The organism is Hanstruepera sp. CR43, assembly GCF_055227665.1.
In genome coordinates this window covers 329,342-346,285 of record NZ_CP200078.1, presented here as the reverse complement: position 1 = coordinate 346,285, position 16,944 = coordinate 329,342, and the positions used below count along the sequence as shown (strand labels likewise).

20 protein-coding genes are annotated in these 16,944 nt (G+C 35.1%); 5 read left to right on the top strand and 15 right to left on the bottom strand.

Features of this window, described 5'->3' with window-relative positions:
* Nucleotides 1–19 precede the first annotated feature (19 nt).
* From ACKXGU_RS01550 to ACKXGU_RS01540, 3 genes are read left to right on the top strand one after another with little or no spacing between them, the layout of a single operon-like run.
* The gene (locus tag ACKXGU_RS01550; RefSeq protein WP_463466330.1) at nt 20–2,452 is read left to right on the top strand and encodes a YfhO family protein; all 2,433 of its coding nucleotides are present in this window, start codon (nt 20–22) and stop codon (nt 2,450–2,452) included.
* Nucleotides 2,442–3,722: a glycosyltransferase gene (locus ACKXGU_RS01545; protein ID WP_463467395.1), complete on the top strand. Its 1,281-nt coding sequence runs from the start codon at nt 2,442–2,444 to the stop codon at nt 3,720–3,722. The genes ACKXGU_RS01550 and ACKXGU_RS01545 overlap by 11 nt, the downstream gene beginning before the upstream one ends.
* Nucleotides 3,723–5,177, top strand: coding sequence for a lipopolysaccharide biosynthesis protein (locus ACKXGU_RS01540; RefSeq protein ID WP_463466329.1), 1,455 nt, complete (start codon nt 3,723–3,725; stop codon nt 5,175–5,177). It abuts the gene before it with no gap.
* A 74-nt stretch (nt 5,178–5,251) separates the two neighbouring features.
* On the opposite strand, the gene ACKXGU_RS01535 is transcribed toward ACKXGU_RS01540, so the two are convergent.
* Entirely contained in the window at nt 5,252–6,385 is a 1,134-nt protein-coding gene (locus tag ACKXGU_RS01535; RefSeq protein ID WP_463466328.1) for a hypothetical protein, read from the bottom strand.
* A 142-nt stretch (nt 6,386–6,527) separates the two neighbouring features.
* Between ACKXGU_RS01535 and ACKXGU_RS01530 the strand changes: the two genes are divergently transcribed.
* Nucleotides 6,528–7,373, top strand: a complete 846-nt coding sequence (locus ACKXGU_RS01530) for an alpha/beta hydrolase family protein (RefSeq protein WP_463466327.1) — start codon at nt 6,528–6,530, stop codon at nt 7,371–7,373.
* 338 nt (nt 7,374–7,711) lie between these two features.
* Here ACKXGU_RS01530 and ACKXGU_RS01525 read toward each other — a convergent pair whose 3' ends face one another.
* From ACKXGU_RS01525 to ACKXGU_RS01470, 12 genes are all read right to left on the bottom strand, one after another.
* A complete protein-coding gene (locus ACKXGU_RS01525; protein WP_463466326.1) occupies nt 7,712–8,200 on the bottom strand; it encodes a hypothetical protein in 489 nt (162 codons plus the stop codon).
* 109 nt (nt 8,201–8,309) lie between these two features.
* Nucleotides 8,310–9,080, bottom strand: a complete 771-nt coding sequence (locus ACKXGU_RS01520) for a DUF6090 family protein (RefSeq protein ID WP_463466325.1) — start codon at nt 9,078–9,080, stop codon at nt 8,310–8,312.
* Between the two features lie 337 nt (nt 9,081–9,417).
* On the bottom strand, nt 9,418–10,053 hold the full coding sequence (locus tag ACKXGU_RS01515) for an alpha/beta hydrolase family protein (protein WP_463466324.1): 636 nt from the start codon (nt 10,051–10,053) through the stop codon (nt 9,418–9,420).
* 23 nt (nt 10,054–10,076) lie between these two features.
* Nucleotides 10,077–10,388 (bottom strand): hypothetical protein, encoded by a 312-nt coding sequence (locus tag ACKXGU_RS01510; RefSeq protein ID WP_463466323.1) that lies wholly within the window; start codon nt 10,386–10,388, stop codon nt 10,077–10,079.
* A gap of 18 nt (nt 10,389–10,406) precedes the next feature.
* Nucleotides 10,407–10,802 (bottom strand): hypothetical protein, encoded by a 396-nt coding sequence (locus ACKXGU_RS01505; RefSeq protein WP_463466322.1) that lies wholly within the window; start codon nt 10,800–10,802, stop codon nt 10,407–10,409.
* A gap of 16 nt (nt 10,803–10,818) precedes the next feature.
* The gene (locus tag ACKXGU_RS01500) at nt 10,819–11,526 is read right to left on the bottom strand and encodes a class I SAM-dependent methyltransferase (RefSeq protein WP_463466321.1); all 708 of its coding nucleotides are present in this window, start codon (nt 11,524–11,526) and stop codon (nt 10,819–10,821) included.
* Between the two features lie 32 nt (nt 11,527–11,558).
* Nucleotides 11,559–11,846, bottom strand: coding sequence for a hypothetical protein (locus ACKXGU_RS01495; protein WP_463466320.1), 288 nt, complete (start codon nt 11,844–11,846; stop codon nt 11,559–11,561).
* 90 nt (nt 11,847–11,936) lie between these two features.
* Nucleotides 11,937–12,290, bottom strand: coding sequence for a DoxX family protein (locus ACKXGU_RS01490; RefSeq protein ID WP_463466319.1), 354 nt, complete (start codon nt 12,288–12,290; stop codon nt 11,937–11,939).
* 20 nt (nt 12,291–12,310) lie between these two features.
* Nucleotides 12,311–12,544 (bottom strand): hypothetical protein, encoded by a 234-nt coding sequence (locus tag ACKXGU_RS01485; protein ID WP_463466318.1) that lies wholly within the window; start codon nt 12,542–12,544, stop codon nt 12,311–12,313.
* Nucleotides 12,513–12,722, bottom strand: a complete 210-nt coding sequence (locus ACKXGU_RS01480) for a hypothetical protein (RefSeq protein ID WP_463466317.1) — start codon at nt 12,720–12,722, stop codon at nt 12,513–12,515. The genes ACKXGU_RS01485 and ACKXGU_RS01480 overlap by 32 nt, the downstream gene beginning before the upstream one ends.
* A gap of 104 nt (nt 12,723–12,826) precedes the next feature.
* The gene (locus ACKXGU_RS01475) at nt 12,827–13,549 is read right to left on the bottom strand and encodes a hypothetical protein (protein WP_463466316.1); all 723 of its coding nucleotides are present in this window, start codon (nt 13,547–13,549) and stop codon (nt 12,827–12,829) included.
* Nucleotides 13,550–13,723: 174 nt separating this feature from the next.
* A complete protein-coding gene (locus tag ACKXGU_RS01470; RefSeq protein WP_463466315.1) occupies nt 13,724–14,587 on the bottom strand; it encodes a hypothetical protein in 864 nt (287 codons plus the stop codon).
* 92 nt (nt 14,588–14,679) lie between these two features.
* On the opposite strand from ACKXGU_RS01470, the gene ACKXGU_RS01465 reads away from it, so the two are divergent.
* Entirely contained in the window at nt 14,680–15,048 is a 369-nt protein-coding gene (locus tag ACKXGU_RS01465; RefSeq protein WP_463466314.1) for a group I truncated hemoglobin, read from the top strand.
* Nucleotides 15,049–15,164: 116 nt separating this feature from the next.
* On the opposite strand, the gene ACKXGU_RS01460 is transcribed toward ACKXGU_RS01465, so the two are convergent.
* Nucleotides 15,165–15,920 carry a hypothetical protein gene (locus tag ACKXGU_RS01460; RefSeq protein WP_463466313.1) on the bottom strand — a complete coding sequence of 252 codons (756 nt, stop codon included), beginning with the start codon at nt 15,918–15,920 and terminating at the stop codon, nt 15,165–15,167.
* 81 nt (nt 15,921–16,001) lie between these two features.
* Entirely contained in the window at nt 16,002–16,841 is an 840-nt protein-coding gene (locus ACKXGU_RS01455) for a tetratricopeptide repeat protein (protein WP_463466312.1), read from the bottom strand.
* Nucleotides 16,842–16,944 lie beyond the last annotated feature (103 nt).

Here is a 16,944-nt window from a genome sequence, read left to right as displayed (position 1 = left end):
CATTGATTAACACCGATTCATGCAATTTTCTATTAAAAAGTGCTTACCTCACATCTGGGTTCTTATTGGATTTATTTGTATTTCACTAGCTTATTTTAGTCCCGTTTTAAAAGGAAAAGAGATATTCCAGAATGATATTAAGCATTACATTGGAATGTCTAAACAACAAAAGGATTTTAAAGCTGAAACAGGTCAAGAAACCTATTGGACCAATAGTGCGTTTGGTGGTATGCCTACTTACCAATTAGGTGCCAAATATCCCAATAACTATATCAAACAGTTGGATTTAGCCTTGCGGTTTTTACCGAGACCTGCCGATTATTTGTTTCTTTATTTCCTGGGGTTCTACGTGTTGTTACTCGTGCTAAAAGTCGACTTTAAATTGGCAGCTTTGGGCTCTTTAGCCTTTGGGTTTTCAACCTATCTGATTATTATTCTGGGAGTAGGACATAACAGTAAGGCGCATGCAATTGCCTATATGCCTTTGGTTTTAAGTGGTATAATCCTCACATTCAGGAAAAAGTACATTCTAGGTTTTCTCATGACAGTCTTGGCATTAGCATTGGAATTGGTCGCCAATCACCCACAAATGACATACTATTTGATGTTGCTGGTTATCTTTTTAGGAGTGGTTTATTTGGTAGATGCTCATAAAAAACAAGTGCTGCCACATTATTTTAAATCAGTTGGTATTTTAATAGTTGCAGTTGTTTTAGCGGTTGGTTTAAATGCCACAGGGTTTTTAGCCACACAGGAATATGCCAAAGAAAGCACGAGAAGTAAAAGTGAACTGACTATTAATTCTGATGGTAGCCCCAAAGATATAACCGATGGTTTGAGCAAAGATTACATTACAGAATACAGCTATGGATTTTTGGAAACATTTAATCTGTATATACCCCGATTTATGGGTGGTGGTAGCTATGAGGATGTTGGCAGGGAATCCGCATCCTATGACTATTTTTTGAGTTTAGGTGCGACACCATTGCAAGCATTAGAAGAAACCAAACAAATACCAACTTATTGGGGAGATCAACCCATTGTGGAAGCACCCGCTTACATTGGAGCCGTTGTGATTTTCCTATTTGTTCTGGCATTGTTTTTAGTCAAAGGTCGTTTAAAATGGTGGCTGGTTGGTGGTACTATTATGTCGCTACTGTTGTCCTACGGCAAAAACCTTGGGTTTTTAACGGACTTCTTTATTGACTATGTGCCGTTATACAACAAATTCAGGGCTGTGAGTTCCATTCAGGTTATCTTGGAGTTGTGTATTCCCGTTTTGGCAGTTATTGGTCTTGTGAGATTATTTAATAATTATGAAAATGAACAAACCAAATTAAAAGCGTTAAAATATTCAGTAGCTATTACAGCAGGCTTTGCTTTAATTGTTTTCTTGTTGAAATCAACCTTATTTGATTTTGTTGGTGTTAATGATGGGTTTTACAGACAAAATTATGGACAGCCATTCATTGATGCTGTTAAAGCTGACAGAAAAATGATATTTACGCAGGATAGTCTTCGAACACTAATTTTAGTTTTGTTGGCATCAGGGGTTGTTTGGTTATTTATTAAAAAGAAAGTATCCGAAACCATAGCCATAGTATCATTCTCTGTGTTAATTTTATTTGATTTGGTAGGTGTTGATCGACGTTATGTTAACAATGATAATTTTGTATCATCAATACAGGTGAATAGACCTTTTAGTCCCAATCAGGCGGATACTGAAATTCTAAAAGACAAAACCCACTTTAGGGTCTTTGATTTAACTTCTGGAGGTGCGCGAGCAGCTTATTTCCATAATTCATTGGGTGGTTATCATGCTGCTAAACTCAAACGATTTAATGAATTGAATGACTTTCATTTGTCCAAGAATAACATTAATGTGCTCAATATGTTGAACGCCAAGTATATTATTGCGCAGGATGAAGCAGGTCAGGTCTTTCCATATACCAACACCGATGCTAATGGTAATGCTTGGTTTGTTAAGGAACTCCAGTTAGTTACTTCTGCCAACGAAGAAATTATGCTTTTGGATAGTTTGGATACTAAAACCAAGGCGATCTACACCAAAACCAGTGATCAGGAAACGTTAGGTAACAAAGTATATCAAGTGGATTCAATGGCGCAAATTTCGGTAATAGAGTACAAGCCCAATTATATAAAATATGAATCTACGAACTCAAATGAGGGGTTTGCGGTATTTTCTGAAATCTATTACGGCGAGGGTTGGCAATCCTTTGTTGATGGTGAACCAGCGCCTCATATTCGTGTAGACTATGTGTTGCGCGGTATGGAAGTGCCTGCAGGCAAGCATACTATCGAGTTTAAGTTTGACCCACAGGTGGTTAAAACAGGGAGTCAAATTTCATTGGCGAGCAGTATCATTTTTATGATATTGTTAGTTGGAGGCTTATTTTACAAGTTCAAGAAAACCTCAAAACATAGTGCCTAAAAAAGTACTCATCATAACCTATTATTGGCCACCAGCAGGAGGGCCTGGAGTGCAACGTTGGTTGAAGTTTGTTAAATATTTACCTAAATATGATATTGAGCCTGTAGTATATATCCCTTCAAATGCGCATTATCCCATTGTGGATGAGAGTTTGGTTGGTGAAGTGCCAGAAGATGTTACCATCATCAAACAGGCTATAAGAGAGCCTTATAAATGGGCAGGGAGGTTATCCAAAAAGAAATCGGCAACAATCAGTAAAGGAATCATTCCAAAAGAAAAATCACAATCTATTATTGATAAATTTCTCCTATTCATTAGAGGTAATTTGTTTATTCCGGATGCTAGAAAACAATGGGTGAGGCCCTCTGTTAAATATTTGAGTACGTATATTGACGACTTTAACATTGAAACCGTTATAACAACTGGACCACCACATAGCTTACATCTAATTGGTTTAAAACTGCAAGCGCTCAAAGGAATTACATGGATTGCCGATTTCAGAGACCCTTGGACAACTATTGGTTACCACAAACAGCTGCGATTAACGAATATGGCTAAAAAGAAACATTTGGAACTGGAAAATCGGGTACTTAAAAAGGCTGATCAGTTAATAGTTACCAGTGAGGTTACAAAACGCGAATTCACTCCAAAGACCAATCGCCACATTACGGTAATTACCAATGGCTATGATGTGAATAAAATAACACAGCCACCTTTAGATTCAAAATTCTCAATGGCGCATATTGGGTCCTTGCTATCCGAAAGAAACCCAGAAACACTATGGTTAGTACTGAAGGAATTGATTGATGAAAATACGGATTTTGCTCAAGATTTTGAATTGAATTTGGTTGGTTTTGTTAGTGATGATGTCTTGAAATCCATCAAGTTTTACAATATAAGTGATTATATAAATAACATAGGATATGTGTCACATAATGAGTCTATTGTGCATCAAAAAAAGTCACAAATTTTGTTGCTCATTGAAATAGATAATGATGATACCAGGTGTATTATTCCTGGTAAGTTATTTGAGTATATGGTTTCCAACAGACCTATTGTGGCATTGGGACCAAAAGGCTCGGATGTAGAAGGTATTTTAAAGGAAACCAACACAGGGCATTATTTCTACTATGATGCGCATCAAAAATTAAAAGATGTAATTTACAAGCATTATTTGAGTTATAAAAAGGGCAGGCTTCAATCAAATGGAATAGGCCTGCAAAAATATAGCAGACAAACATTAACCAAAACTTTAGCAGAGCTCTTATAAATGGGTATTGTTATCAACCAATCAATTAAAAACACGGTTATCACCTATCTCGGGTTTAGTATAGGGGCTGTTAACGTCTTGTTTTTATTCACTCAGTTTTTAAGCGATGAGTATTTTGGGTTGATTACCTATATCCTGTCTACGGCTAATGTGATGATGCCTATTTTGGCTTTTGGGGTTCACAATACTATTATTAAATTCTATTCATCTTACAAAACACGTCAAACACAAAATAGCTTTTTAATGTTGATGCTGTTTTTACCATTTGCTATCATTATTCCATTGGGAATAATTGGTTATTTGGCTTTTGATAGTATCAGTCAGTGGTTTATGGGAAATAATACCATAGTGGGTAATTATGTATGGCTCATTTTTGTTACGGCTATTTGTTTTTCCTATTTCGAAGTCTTTTATGCCTGGTCAAGAGTGCAAATGCAGAGTGTATTTGGCAATTTTATGAAAGAGGTCTTTCATAGGGTTGGCACGACTATATTGTTGCTGTGCTTATTTATGAATTGGATTACAGTCGAACAATTGATTTACGGTATTACAGGTGTTTATTTCTTGCGTATGGTCATTATGAAACTCTATGCATACAGTTTAAGATTTCCTTCATTTAAGATTACTAAAATTCCCAATTTATCTTCGGTTTTAAAGTACACCTCATTGATTATCATTGCTGGATCAGTGGCCAATATTATCTTGGAGATTGATAAGTTTATGCTCAATAGGTATGTGGCTATTGAAAATGTGGCCTATTATGGTGTGGCAATTTACATTGCTTCAGTTATTGGGGTGCCCAGTCGGTCCATGCACCAGATTGTGAGTCCGTTAACAGCCAAGCTTTTAAATGAGAATAACAAATATGAGTTGAAATTACTCTATCAAAAGAGTTCACTCAATCTGTTTATTATTAGCGGATTTATATTTTTAATGATTATCCTCAACATCAATGAACTGTACAAATTAATCAACGATAGCTATGTGGATGGCTTATTGATAGTTTTTATCATTGGTGTGTCAAAACTAATTGATAGTTTATTGGGTAATAATAACGCCATTTTGTTTAATAGTGATTACTATCGCATGGTTTTGATTTTGGGTGTTTTTCTCGCTGTTTTAACAATTGTACTCAATATGGTTTTTATACCACTATACGGTATCAATGGGGCAGCAGCAGCCACATTCATTGCAGTATTGCTTTACAATTTGGCTAAAATATGGTTTGTGAATTACAGGTTTAAAATGTTGCCTTTCACGTTGAACACATCTAAAGTTATGATGCTCATAATTGTGAGTTTGGGTATGTTCTATTTTTGGGATTTTGGTTTTCATCCCTTGGTGAATATTACTATCAAATCCATACTCATTTCAGCGTTTTATGGATTCATTGTGTATGCCCTTGATTTTTCTGAAGATATTACCGCTATTATTAATAAACTGCTGAAGCGTTAAAACGAGAAAATCCCACGAATGTGCTTTGAGGCATACTATTCGCAGGACTTTCTAACTAACCAACCAAAAAATTTTTATCGTCCTCTACCAGATTGCCATCTTGATTTGGATCCTCTAGTAGTTGTTTTATTTCCTTTATTAGATATACGAGAATTAGAGGCTTTTGGTTTTCCAAAAGTGCTATTTTTTCTATGAGTCGTCGTTTTTCCTGAAGCATTACGGTTAGTACCCGAATATCCCACAGGGTTACTTCTAGAATTACGTACTTGCGCTTTATGGGCAGGCTTTGTAGTGCGCGGTTTTACTTGTTCGCTACTTCTATTTGGTTTGCCCATACTGCTTGCAGTCCCTCTGGTTCTGGGCTTGCTTTCAATGCTATTGGTTCTATTGTTTCTTTCAGGGCGTTGAGAAATCGCCGAACGATTATTACGGGTTGTTCTATCAGAGTTCGTGCTTAACTGACGTCTGGTTGAACGCGTCGCATTGGTAACAGCATCACCGCGTCTTCCATCTCTATGGCTTACGGTAGCCAGATCGCGACTTCTGTAAATAGTATTCCCACGTCTGCTGGCAACGGCTGTTGTACGTCTGTAATTATTACGATAAGGTGTAGTATAAGTGTATCTAACAGGCGTGTAATACTGTCTGTAAGGTCTGTTAAAAACCACACAATGGTTTATGGCGGGAATTCTATAATAAGTGTGCCATGGTCTAAAAACGTACACGCGATTAAATGGATTGATAAATCCCGTACAATATGAGAATCTATTAAAGCGGTTGTAGTGCACATAAAGCCCACCTACACGCGAAATATGACCAAACGCATTATAGTTGATAAAAATATCACCGACTTGAATAACCCGTCCATAGAAGTCATAAAACACGGGCACATGCTCTATTTGGATTATCGCACCAAATTCATCATACTGTATAAATGGATTATAGTCATATCCGGAATTAAAACTAATACTCACGCCTGGTGTATTAATGGCTACGTTGACATTAGGACCATAATGCGGCATATAAAAATCAAATTGGCCATCTGGGAATATGGAGAACTCAATACCACCCTCAACAAAGATGAAATTTTCACCATATCCTCTGTAGGTTGTATTCTCTAAACTAGTGTCTGCTTTGGTGGTTGTAGCGGCATTAACACCGGTACTGGTAACCAATAGCGCTGTTAATAGATAGATTATTTTTTTCATAATGTCAGGGTTTTAATTAAACTCACATCATTAAAAACAAACAACGTGCCAAAAAAATATCATACGAGATAGATTTAATTAATTAAAAGCTTATGAACGTAATAATAACGTGTGTTTCTTTTAAAATAATTACCTTTAAAAAATGATTCAAAAAAATAATATTCTTTATACACAGGAAAAAAAACCAATACTTTGGGATGCCTTTTTTAAGGATGACAACATGAAAAAACCTTTAGTCATTTTTTGTCATGGTTACAAGGGATTTAAAGACTGGGGAGCATGGGATTTGGTAGCTAAAAAATTTGCTAAAGCTGGTTTGTTTTTTGTAAAGTTCAATTTCTCCCACAATGGTGGAACGATTGAGGATCCTATCGATTTTCCAGATTTGGAAGCTTTTGCCGAGAATAACTATTCTAAAGAACTCGATGATTTGGATTCAATGGTTAATTTTTTGCTTTCAGAAAAGAATCATTTCATTGAAGACATAGATGTTACCAACATAACCGTTATTGGTCATTCTAGAGGAGGTGGTATTGCCATTATTAAAACGAGTGAAGATAGTCGCATTAGCAAATTAGTTACTTGGGCCAGTATTTGTGATTTTGGTAAAAGAACGGCCACCATTGGCGATTTGGAACAATGGCGAAAAGATGGTGTCAAGTATGTTTTAAATAGCCGAACCAATCAAAAAATGCCTCACAATTTCCAATTTTATGAAGATTTCATGGCCAATAAAGAACGCTTAAATATCGAAAATACCATGAAAAAAATAACCGGTCCGATGCTTATTGTTCATGGTTTAGAAGATACATCTATTTCATTTTCGGAAGCGGAAGCATTACATATATGGAATAAAAATTCGGATTTATTTCTCATACCTGACGCCAATCATGTTTTTAATTCTAAACACCCGTGGGAAACAAATGCGTTGCCACAAGCCTTAAATAATATTGTTCTAAAAAGTATTGAGTTTATAAAAGGGGTGTAAGGAGAACGTTTTCTTTTAAAACGGTAATAGCAATTATTAAGTGGTTTTTCTATATGTATTGTGCATTTTTTACGGGTTAAGCTAGCGTTTATTTTCAGTTTAGTAATTTCTGTTAGAAAATAGAAGATTCAACAGAGTTAATCAAGTTCAGAATGACGTTTGTGTTACCCAATCAAAGCTTTGTGCCAGTCTACCATAAAAATGTACCTACCAATAACTTGAGTGTGCCGTCTAATTACTGAAGTGCGACAAACAATAACGCAGGTACGATGGTCAATGATAAGTGCGGAATCAGTGGTGGAAATTGAAAATATACTATATAGAGGTAGCTTTAAGACTCAACCATCACCATATCTATCGTTATTTGATTCTGCTATAAGGATATATGTTAGAATTGAGTCTAAAAGGTTTTCATAAGTTTCTTCTAAAAATAGAGTGAAATCAAGTTCAAATAATTTTAGTTTTTTATTGTTAATATATCCTATTTTTTTGTTTTCAAACAATATTTCAGAATAGGGATTCATAATCAAATTAAACGTTTTCTTCTTAAATAAAATCTTCTGACCATTTGCAAATTCAATAACACCATTTTTTATCAATGTTATGGTATTAACTATTGTATCGGCTTGATCTATTATTTTATATTTTGTGTTTAAGGTGCCAATAGCGTGTTTTATTGAAATTTGTGGTTTTCTATATCCATCGTAAACAATAATTAAATCAGGCTTAAACCACTTTTTTTTAACTTCAGAAAACATTAAAACCTGATTAACTTGTGTAGCCGTTAAGCCATCATTAAACCCTCCTTTAATTTTTATTTCTATCAATTTTTTTGGTCAATGGTTTGTATTGTAAGTTGAATGAAAATCTGCTAGGATTTTCAGCTGTGCACCGAAAATAGCAAATTTGTGTAGATACGAGCACGAACCTATTTCTTTATTCAGCATTTTTTAAAAATGTCTGTATGAGTTTCAATGTCTTTTTGGCTTCGTTAGCCTTTGCTTGATGGTCGAGCATAATCCCTGTAAATCCAATTTTTCTTAATCGCAATAGGGCTTTAAACTTCTTGTTTTCTAATAACTGTAAATAGTTTTCGGATATTGGTTCGTCCTTGAAGCAGTAAGTTTGCCCTTTATCACAGGTGAATTCAGGGACTCCAAATTCAGCTAAAAAAGGTATCATCTCATGCCAAACAAGACCTCTTACGGATAGATCATTAGTGTGAATATCTTCTATTCTGTCTGGCCAACGCGATAACTGCTGACGAATGAGTGGGTCTTTGATCAAGTCAAATTTGCCATCATTTATCAATGTCTCAAGAAACCCACCACCTTTGTCAAATACATTTACATAAATAATAGAGGAGAATAATGAATCCATCGTTTTTTTATTGGCGTTGGTCTGGTCAAACTCTAGTACTTTGCTTACAAGCTTTTCTCCAGTTTTATTTACCTTGGCCCAGAATTCCAATCGCTTAATTAATTCATTTAGTTCCTGTTCAACTCCAAGAAGGATCTCGATCTCTTTTTGGTTATTTTGGCGGTTTTGATTCCAATTATTGACTTGAAGCGCAATCAAAATCCCAATAACAACAAGTACAATTTCTCCCATGGCATATTTTAGGTACCTGCCTGCCGGCAAGGCAGGTTTTCTGGGTTTATTTTCCATGAGGAGTGATTGACGTATGTGTCTGAAAAACTTAATCATATTTCACATATTTTAATTTTTAGCTTTCCGCAAGCGGCTATCTCCACCATCCCCATTTTCATGAGGATTCTACTAGACCTTTAATTTTGCTTTTTCCATCGCGACAAACTGGCTCATTCGCTAAAAAGGTTTTCCAAACCTTTTTTTAACGCTCCGCCCTGTTGCGATAATCTAAAGACTTTTATCATTGGTTTAGAGCTGGTTATAATGAAACACAATTTGTTTTCATACGTAATAAATATAAGCTTATATTTTCAAACAAGGAGTATTCGGAATTTTTGTTGTTTCATCATCACTAGTGATAGGCGCAAGCAAACACAACATGTGATGAAACGGTTTACTCTCCATGATACTCCATATTAGGCAAGCTTTCACCATTTTTTAGAAATCGGTTAAACCAATTAATGACTTGCTCGTTAACTTCCTGTTTATGTTCTGAAATACCGTGATCGCCACCTTCAAACATAATCAATCGGTATGGCACCCGATATTTCTCAAACTCTAATGCCATTTTAAGGCTTTGTTCGGGTTTTACCCGCCAGTCGGCATTGCCATGCAATAGGAGTATGGGCACCTCTTTGGAAAACTTGTCAGCCCAACGAACAGCCGAGCGTTTTATTAATTCGGTTTCCTTATTCAGCTCATAATTTGGAATTAATTCAGCCAAAACACCCGTTTCCATTTCAGGTCTATCGGCAATGGATGCAAAATTATCGGACACGGCACCACCAACAGCAGCAGCTTTTATCTTATCGGTTTTGGTTAAGGCAATATAAGTCATCATACCACCACGGCTCCAGCCGTACATCCCAATATTACTAGCATCAGCAACGGCAATTTCCTTTAAGGCCTCTGTGAGTATCACCACATCATTCACATCCTTTCCGCCAAATTCTTCCTGGCCTTCGCCACCCGCATTACCACGGTATTGGCTGGCAATAACCACATAGCCTTCCTTGGCTAATTGCCCCATTGTTATGGCGCCATGAGCAATTTTTAGAGACCCAAAATACCGCCACGATTGAATATAATACAAGGATACTTTTGACTAGTGTCTCTAGGCTCTACTAACAACCCCTTAATTTTGAGACCATCACTTAAATAGGTAATACCATATACATTGATTTGATCTAAATACTGGTATTGGGTTTTCCAGGTGACCTGACCATTAATGGTGTCGGTTAAATAGGAGTAAATAGGGTAGTCTGACCAATTGGATATGAGTTTCTTTTCAATGATAATGCGTGATTCCTGCGCTTGACAGGCTGAAATAAATAGGACAAGGATTAAGAATTTTATGTATTTCATAAGTTATTTAATGATTGATTATTCAATGGACCCACTTTCTTTTTTATCGCGTTTTTCTTTGAAGAATACATTTAAGCCATAAATTATAAAACCAAAGCCTAAACAGAAGATGGTGATACTAATAATATGCAAAGTATATTCATAATTTGGGTCAAAAATGGAAGGCGATTTAATCAACAAAATGCCAATGGCCAAGAAAATATACGATCGTCCTTTCTTACCAAAACGCCCTTTAAAGCGATTAGGCTCTTCAGCGTTTGATTTTGATTGATACATTAAGAATATACCATAAACAATCAGGATACCACCAACCAGGAGTTTTATTTCTGACGGAATGAGTTCTGACTCATCTTTACCAATACCCATGATGACTGATAAAAACCCAAAGAATAGTATGCTATATGCTTTATTCAAGATGCTAGTTTGTTGGTTACTGCGCTTTTATAATAAATTGATAAGGCAACAGTTCAACATTGATGTCAAATGTGGTGTAACCAGCTTCTTTTAGTTCCGTAATGACCGTGTCCATAGATAGTTTATGATCTACTGGTGGGCCAACAGGCAGCTCCGTTTTAAAAAAATCAATAAGTACCAATTCACCTTCGGGTTTGGTTCCTTGCTTGACTTTTTTAAAATAGGTCGGACGATTTTCGATATGATGATAGGTATTCACAATGAAAACCATATCGACCTCTTGATCTTTTAAATCTGGCGAATCATAAGGGATTTTACGCACCTCGATATTCTGTAACTGTTGGGTTTTAACACGGTTGCGTAAATAGTCAAGAAACTCATCATCCACATCGGCTGCTATCACCTGGGCACCTTTATCAGCAAGTTTCACCGAAAAATAACCCGATCCGGCACCAATGTCCATAATGTGCTTACCAGCAATCGGACCTAAATAGTCCAAAACCAACTCGGGTTTTTGATAAGCATCCCGTTCGGGCGACTCAAACCGTTCAATCAAATCATTCACTGATGATTGATGCATGTGCGCATTCGCCTCATGCTTTGGTGAGTTATCATGTTGATGCTTATGTTCAGGTTCTTTGGAATGTCTGTCTTCTGGTTGCGCCTGCTTGTTTTGACAACTCATTATAACGAGCAGAGCAGCTATTAAAATAGTATTTTTCAATGTTACAAGGGTTTTATGTTTGTTATGCTGCACTAATCCCGTAATTGAAACAGAATATCCATCATTTCAATATGCGGAGCTTCAATAATCTCATAAGCCGCAGGAATACTTTTAGCCAAATCGGATGTTCGAAATGTTTCTAGTGAGTCTTTGGAATCCCATACGTATATACCTGCATATTGACCGTGTTCATGGGTTTTAACATAGTATTTTTGCAGCAGTCCCGTAATAGCTTGAAACTGGGGTTTTCTGTCTTTGGCTCTGTGTAACAGTTCAGCTTCCGGAAGATTGGATTTTAATTTGATAATCTGAAGTATCATAATGCTTTGGTTTTGTTGGCTCAATATGCTTAAAGATAGTAAATAATCCATTGTGAAGCTAAACCCAAACGGACCTCCAAAAGATATGGTTTAAGTAGTTGCTATATATAATAGCTCGGTCAATATGGCCATATTTTTAGCAAAATGCATACCCTCTAATAGTTTCTTTTCATGACCTTCTTCTTTCCAGAATTGATGAATGGTAAAGGAGGTAATAACCAAAAACAGCGAAAGCCCAATAATACCAATGAGCAACAAGAAACCAGTAGCTACTGATAGTCCGCCAAAAATCAAGGCTATCCCACTAATTTTGACCATGATTTTAGGAGAAACCAAGCCTTTCTTGGCAGCATACTCCTCGTAAAAATGCGGATTTATTAAATGGTTAATGCCGTTTAAAATAAAAAACAGACCCAGTAAGATGAGTAACACGGATTTAATCATAATATGGAATTCGGAATTAGCTAATACCTCACCAGTGTATCCTCAATATTCTCATCATATTTCAAAATGAATTTATCGATTTTGCTTTCATCAACAATACAATCAGTTATAATACCTTCAGTAATCAACTTCTTGGTAAGATTGCCTTTGGTGAAAATATAAGATTTGGACGTGAAAGATTTGTCCTGTTCAACAAAAACAACTTTGTTGTATAAACCACCATTATGCCCAACACCAGTACGTATGAATTTCAAAATAATGGTTCTGATTGCCATCTTTAGTTACCAATTCAACAGTGGTTGAATTACTTTCATAAGTGAGACATTCAACATCATCAACAAGTACATTCCCTTTTTTAAACTTGATTTTTTGGGCATGTATGGTTCCCATCGTACAAATAGTGGCAATCACAACGAGCAATATTTTTTTCATTTAAAATAGATTTAAATTAATTAAGGATTAAAAGATAGCAAATTACAAATATTCCGAAATAAAAAATCAGGTGTAATGAATTATCCACGTTATTTGGCTAGTTTTCATTCATAAATATTTACTTGAATTTTATTTCCTATTACATTGAAAAAGCCAATTACTTTATAGCGATGAGTAATAAAATTCTTTAAGTAATGATTTTCAGCCGTAATTTTTATGTTGCTTTGGAGTGTAAAAATTCTATAATCTAATAATTTTTGAAGTTTAATTAATTCAGTTCCTTTTCTTTTGGTTAGAAAAGTTCCATCATTGTAAGTTGAAATATGATAAAGCTCATTTTTGTAAGGAAAGCTAACCAAAATAGTTTCGCCAATGTTTTTATATAATAGTTTTAGTCCTTTAGTGGATTTTCCTTTTATATACTTTACCTCAGGAGAGTCATACGCATTAAGTTTTTCAAGCTTTTGAGGATTGATGATTTCATAAATTTCCGAAAATCCAGAAAGATGAGCTAATGAAGTCGTTAAGTAATACTTTCCGTTTAACTTTATTAAAGAAGACGAACAAGTTGCTTTTGCTATGTAAGTTTGCCCCGTCTGTTTATTTTTAAACTCAACTATTCCGCCAAATTCGCCTCTGCAGGAATCTCTAACAATAAAATAGTCGTCCTCGTAAAAATTCTCAAATCGATGTTCAAAAGAATTGTAGTCCAAATTAAATTCAGCTTTATTCTTTCTGATTATCTCAATTTCAAATTCAGCTTTTATTTCTTGAGAAAATATAGATTGAATAACGAAAAAAATTATGGCTATTAGCTTAAATCTCATCTGTTTTTCAAAATTTGTCTAAAACTGTCTTGTATAACCGTCAGTTGCGGGTTTTAAGATAGTGATTTTGGATTAGGTACTGATATTAATAAATCGAACTTACGAGATTCATGAGTACTTGAGCATTTATAATTATACGAATAAATTCGGTTATATATTGTTAGCAAATGGCTTTTATTCGATATGATACCATTGATATTCATTACCGTTCCAAAATATAATTCCACCACCGTGAGATTCACCAACGCTCATGTAAATTCCATCACCTATAAGTTTAAAACTCTTGCTTTTGTCTTGACCGATTATATCTCCAGTTTCCTCGTTGACTAAAGTTGGTGAAACTATTTCTCCTTTAGGGAGAATTTTAAAAACTGAAATCCAATCCAAGTCTGTCATTTTAGAAATTGCTTTTCCTGCTCCAAATACGATACTTTGGCTATTCTCTGAATTATGAAGTATTAAAACTCCAATTTTATGATTTATTTTATTTTCAACCATAGAGGCAAAGTCCGTTTTATTGTCTCCGTTAAAATCTCCTTTTAAGTTTTTGCTAGTAATTAATTCCAAAGAATCGGGAATTTTCAATGAATCAAATTTATCATTCGACTCGAATTTCTGCTTTTTGGTTTGGGTTTTTAGTTCTTTCCAATCTTGGAACCAATACTCTTTATTCAAGTCATATTGATTCAAAATGTCTTGCTTTGATCCTAGCATTGCCCATTCAAATTTAGCTTGATTTTTTTCAATCAAAATCAATTCATAGATTTCTCCAACTTGAAAAAGTTTGGTGTTATAAGGACTAGGACAAGGGAAAATTACAGGGATGCTTTTTAGGGTATAATCCGAATCAGAAAATTCAATTATCTCAAACTCGATAACAGTTGCCCAAGCAAAAATCCCACATAGCGGTGTCAGCTCGTCAAATCCATTTATTAGTCTGCCTTTCAGTGTATATGTAGTCTCTTTTTGAGAGCCTGCTTGTAAACTTTGAGTAAATCCTAAAAAGAATATCATTAATATTAAAATGACTGTTTTCATATAGATTGCTTATAACGTCTGGGTCGTGGTTTGCCCAAGTTCTCATTTTTTTTGCTTAAATTACTAGTAATATTAATTAAAAACGAATTAAAATGGACCAACCAAGTTTATTTGAGCGTTTGGGTGGCCGGGATGGTGTTAGAAAACTCACCGAGCAAGTTGTAGCGAACCACTATGCCAACCCAGTTATCGCAACCCGATTCCAAAACGCCAAGATGTCGCAAGATCAATTAACGGATAGTGCAACCGAATTTTTCTGTACAGGCCTTAGTGGTGTTCCAACCTATACCGGTAAGGACATGGTAGGGGCTCACAAAGGTATGAATGTCAATGCAGACGAGTTCATAGCTGTATTGGATGATGTTTTAGCCGCCATGAAAACTCTAAATCATGGTGATTCGGAACAAGGGGAGGTGCTCAAGATTTTGTACGACATGAAACCCGAAATTCTAGGTCAGTAAAAAACCTGGAATCATAAAACTGTATGTAAGGCACGACCTTGAGCGTCGCTAGGGATTTTACGGCTTTAATCGAAGATTCGGTGTAGTTAAATATAGCTGTTATTGGTTACAGTATCTTACTTTTCATTTAAAAATGGATTTTCAAACTCTATCCAATTGCTTACATCAATTTCTTTTCCATCTATGTTCATTGGGGTAAACCTAACTTTATATTTGCTACTGCGGTCAAAGGCAAAGGCTCCAGCACACATGCCGTGTCCAACATTTAGTTTTCCATCCAAGTCTTTTATATAATATGTGTTCGTTCTATTATTGGACAAGTTTATGACTTCTGTTTTGTACCATATCTCTCCACCAGAATTATTTTTTACGTTAAAAATAGCATTCACCGAAGGGCCACAACCATATTGAATAATTTCCGTTTTGTTGAATTCAATATTTAGGTTAGGATTTATTGCCTTAGATTCCTTTAGATTAGTTGTTATCCAATAAACGTTTTCGTTTTCTTTTTTTTCAGAGTTCCATTGCGAATAGAATTCAATAGAGTCGTTTGGATTTTTGAGGAAATATTTAGTGTTGGGTTTTAGCTCTTTTTCAGGTTTAAAAATCGCTTGTGTTAGGTCTTTTTGACCTTTATACATTTTTTGAAGTTTTAGTTCGATTAGTTCTCCATTCTCACTGATTAAGTACACTCTTTTTTTGTAGAATTCAATAATATTCTCTTGGCTTTTTGCATAACCTTGAATAATGAACATGGTGTTCAAACTAATCTCTTTTTGTTCTGGATAAAATTGAAGCCCTCCAGCACCACATTTTCCAAAAGCCAATGTTGAACCTAAAAAGATAAATAAAATAACTACCAATTTTTTCATTATGACATTTTTTAAATTAACGGTTTTTCTGATGTCATATTATGTTAATAGGGCATTACTTTTTGGATGTAAGTATTAGTATTATTTGTCTAAATCGTTTTTCATTCTGTCGGCATACTCTCTAATCATGTTGTTTTGAACCTCAAGCTTTGAAAGTTCAGTATACCATTTATTAAAATGCTCCTTGTCCTTTTGAAAGTAAAAATATTGTAAAATGTTATAACAATTTTCAGCATCATATTGTTTGTTTTTTACCGTTTCTTGAGCCGAAGTATATTGTTGAATGGCTTTGTCAATTTTGTTGGTTTTTGTTAAAGTGTAAATGTACTCTTTACTTACATAAGCATCTGATGTGTTTGTTTTAATATCCTCTTCTAAAATACTTTCTGCTTTATCATACTCTTTTAGGCAATTGTAGGAAAAAGCAAGTTCCACGGCCAGTCCTTTATATTTCGGATCAATGGTTTTTGCTTTTTCGAGAAACGTTAACGCCTTTGCACATTCATTCCAGCCATTATACATATATCCCCATTTGTATAGTCTTTCTATAGAGTTTACATCAGTTTTATAGTGTTTCAACCAATCAGGTATTGAGTCAATTTTTAGTTCATTAAATTTTTGTTCAGGAATAAAAGCAACTAAAACATTATTGGGTTCTAGTCTGGCTTTCATACTCGTGTTATCGATTTTTGATGGTATAAACTCACCGGTCTTTGAAATTTTAAAAGTTCCTTCGTAATTCAAGGTTAAACCTGCCTGCGAATCAATATAGATAAATCCAAAAGGATATGACCCAGCTTCATTTTTTTGAAAAGCCACCCATTTATCTTCGCTTTCAACAAAGCGTTTGTCAAAGTTTAATTCGGTTTGAGCATGTAATGCCGTGGTAGGTAGCACAATTAGTAAAAATAAATATTTCATTTAGACACCTGTTTTTTGTTATGATAGTCAAGTTAAAGATAGCATTTTTTGGTTAGGCTTATTTGCGACGAATGTCACGAGCACGAAGTACGAAGTTCGAAGT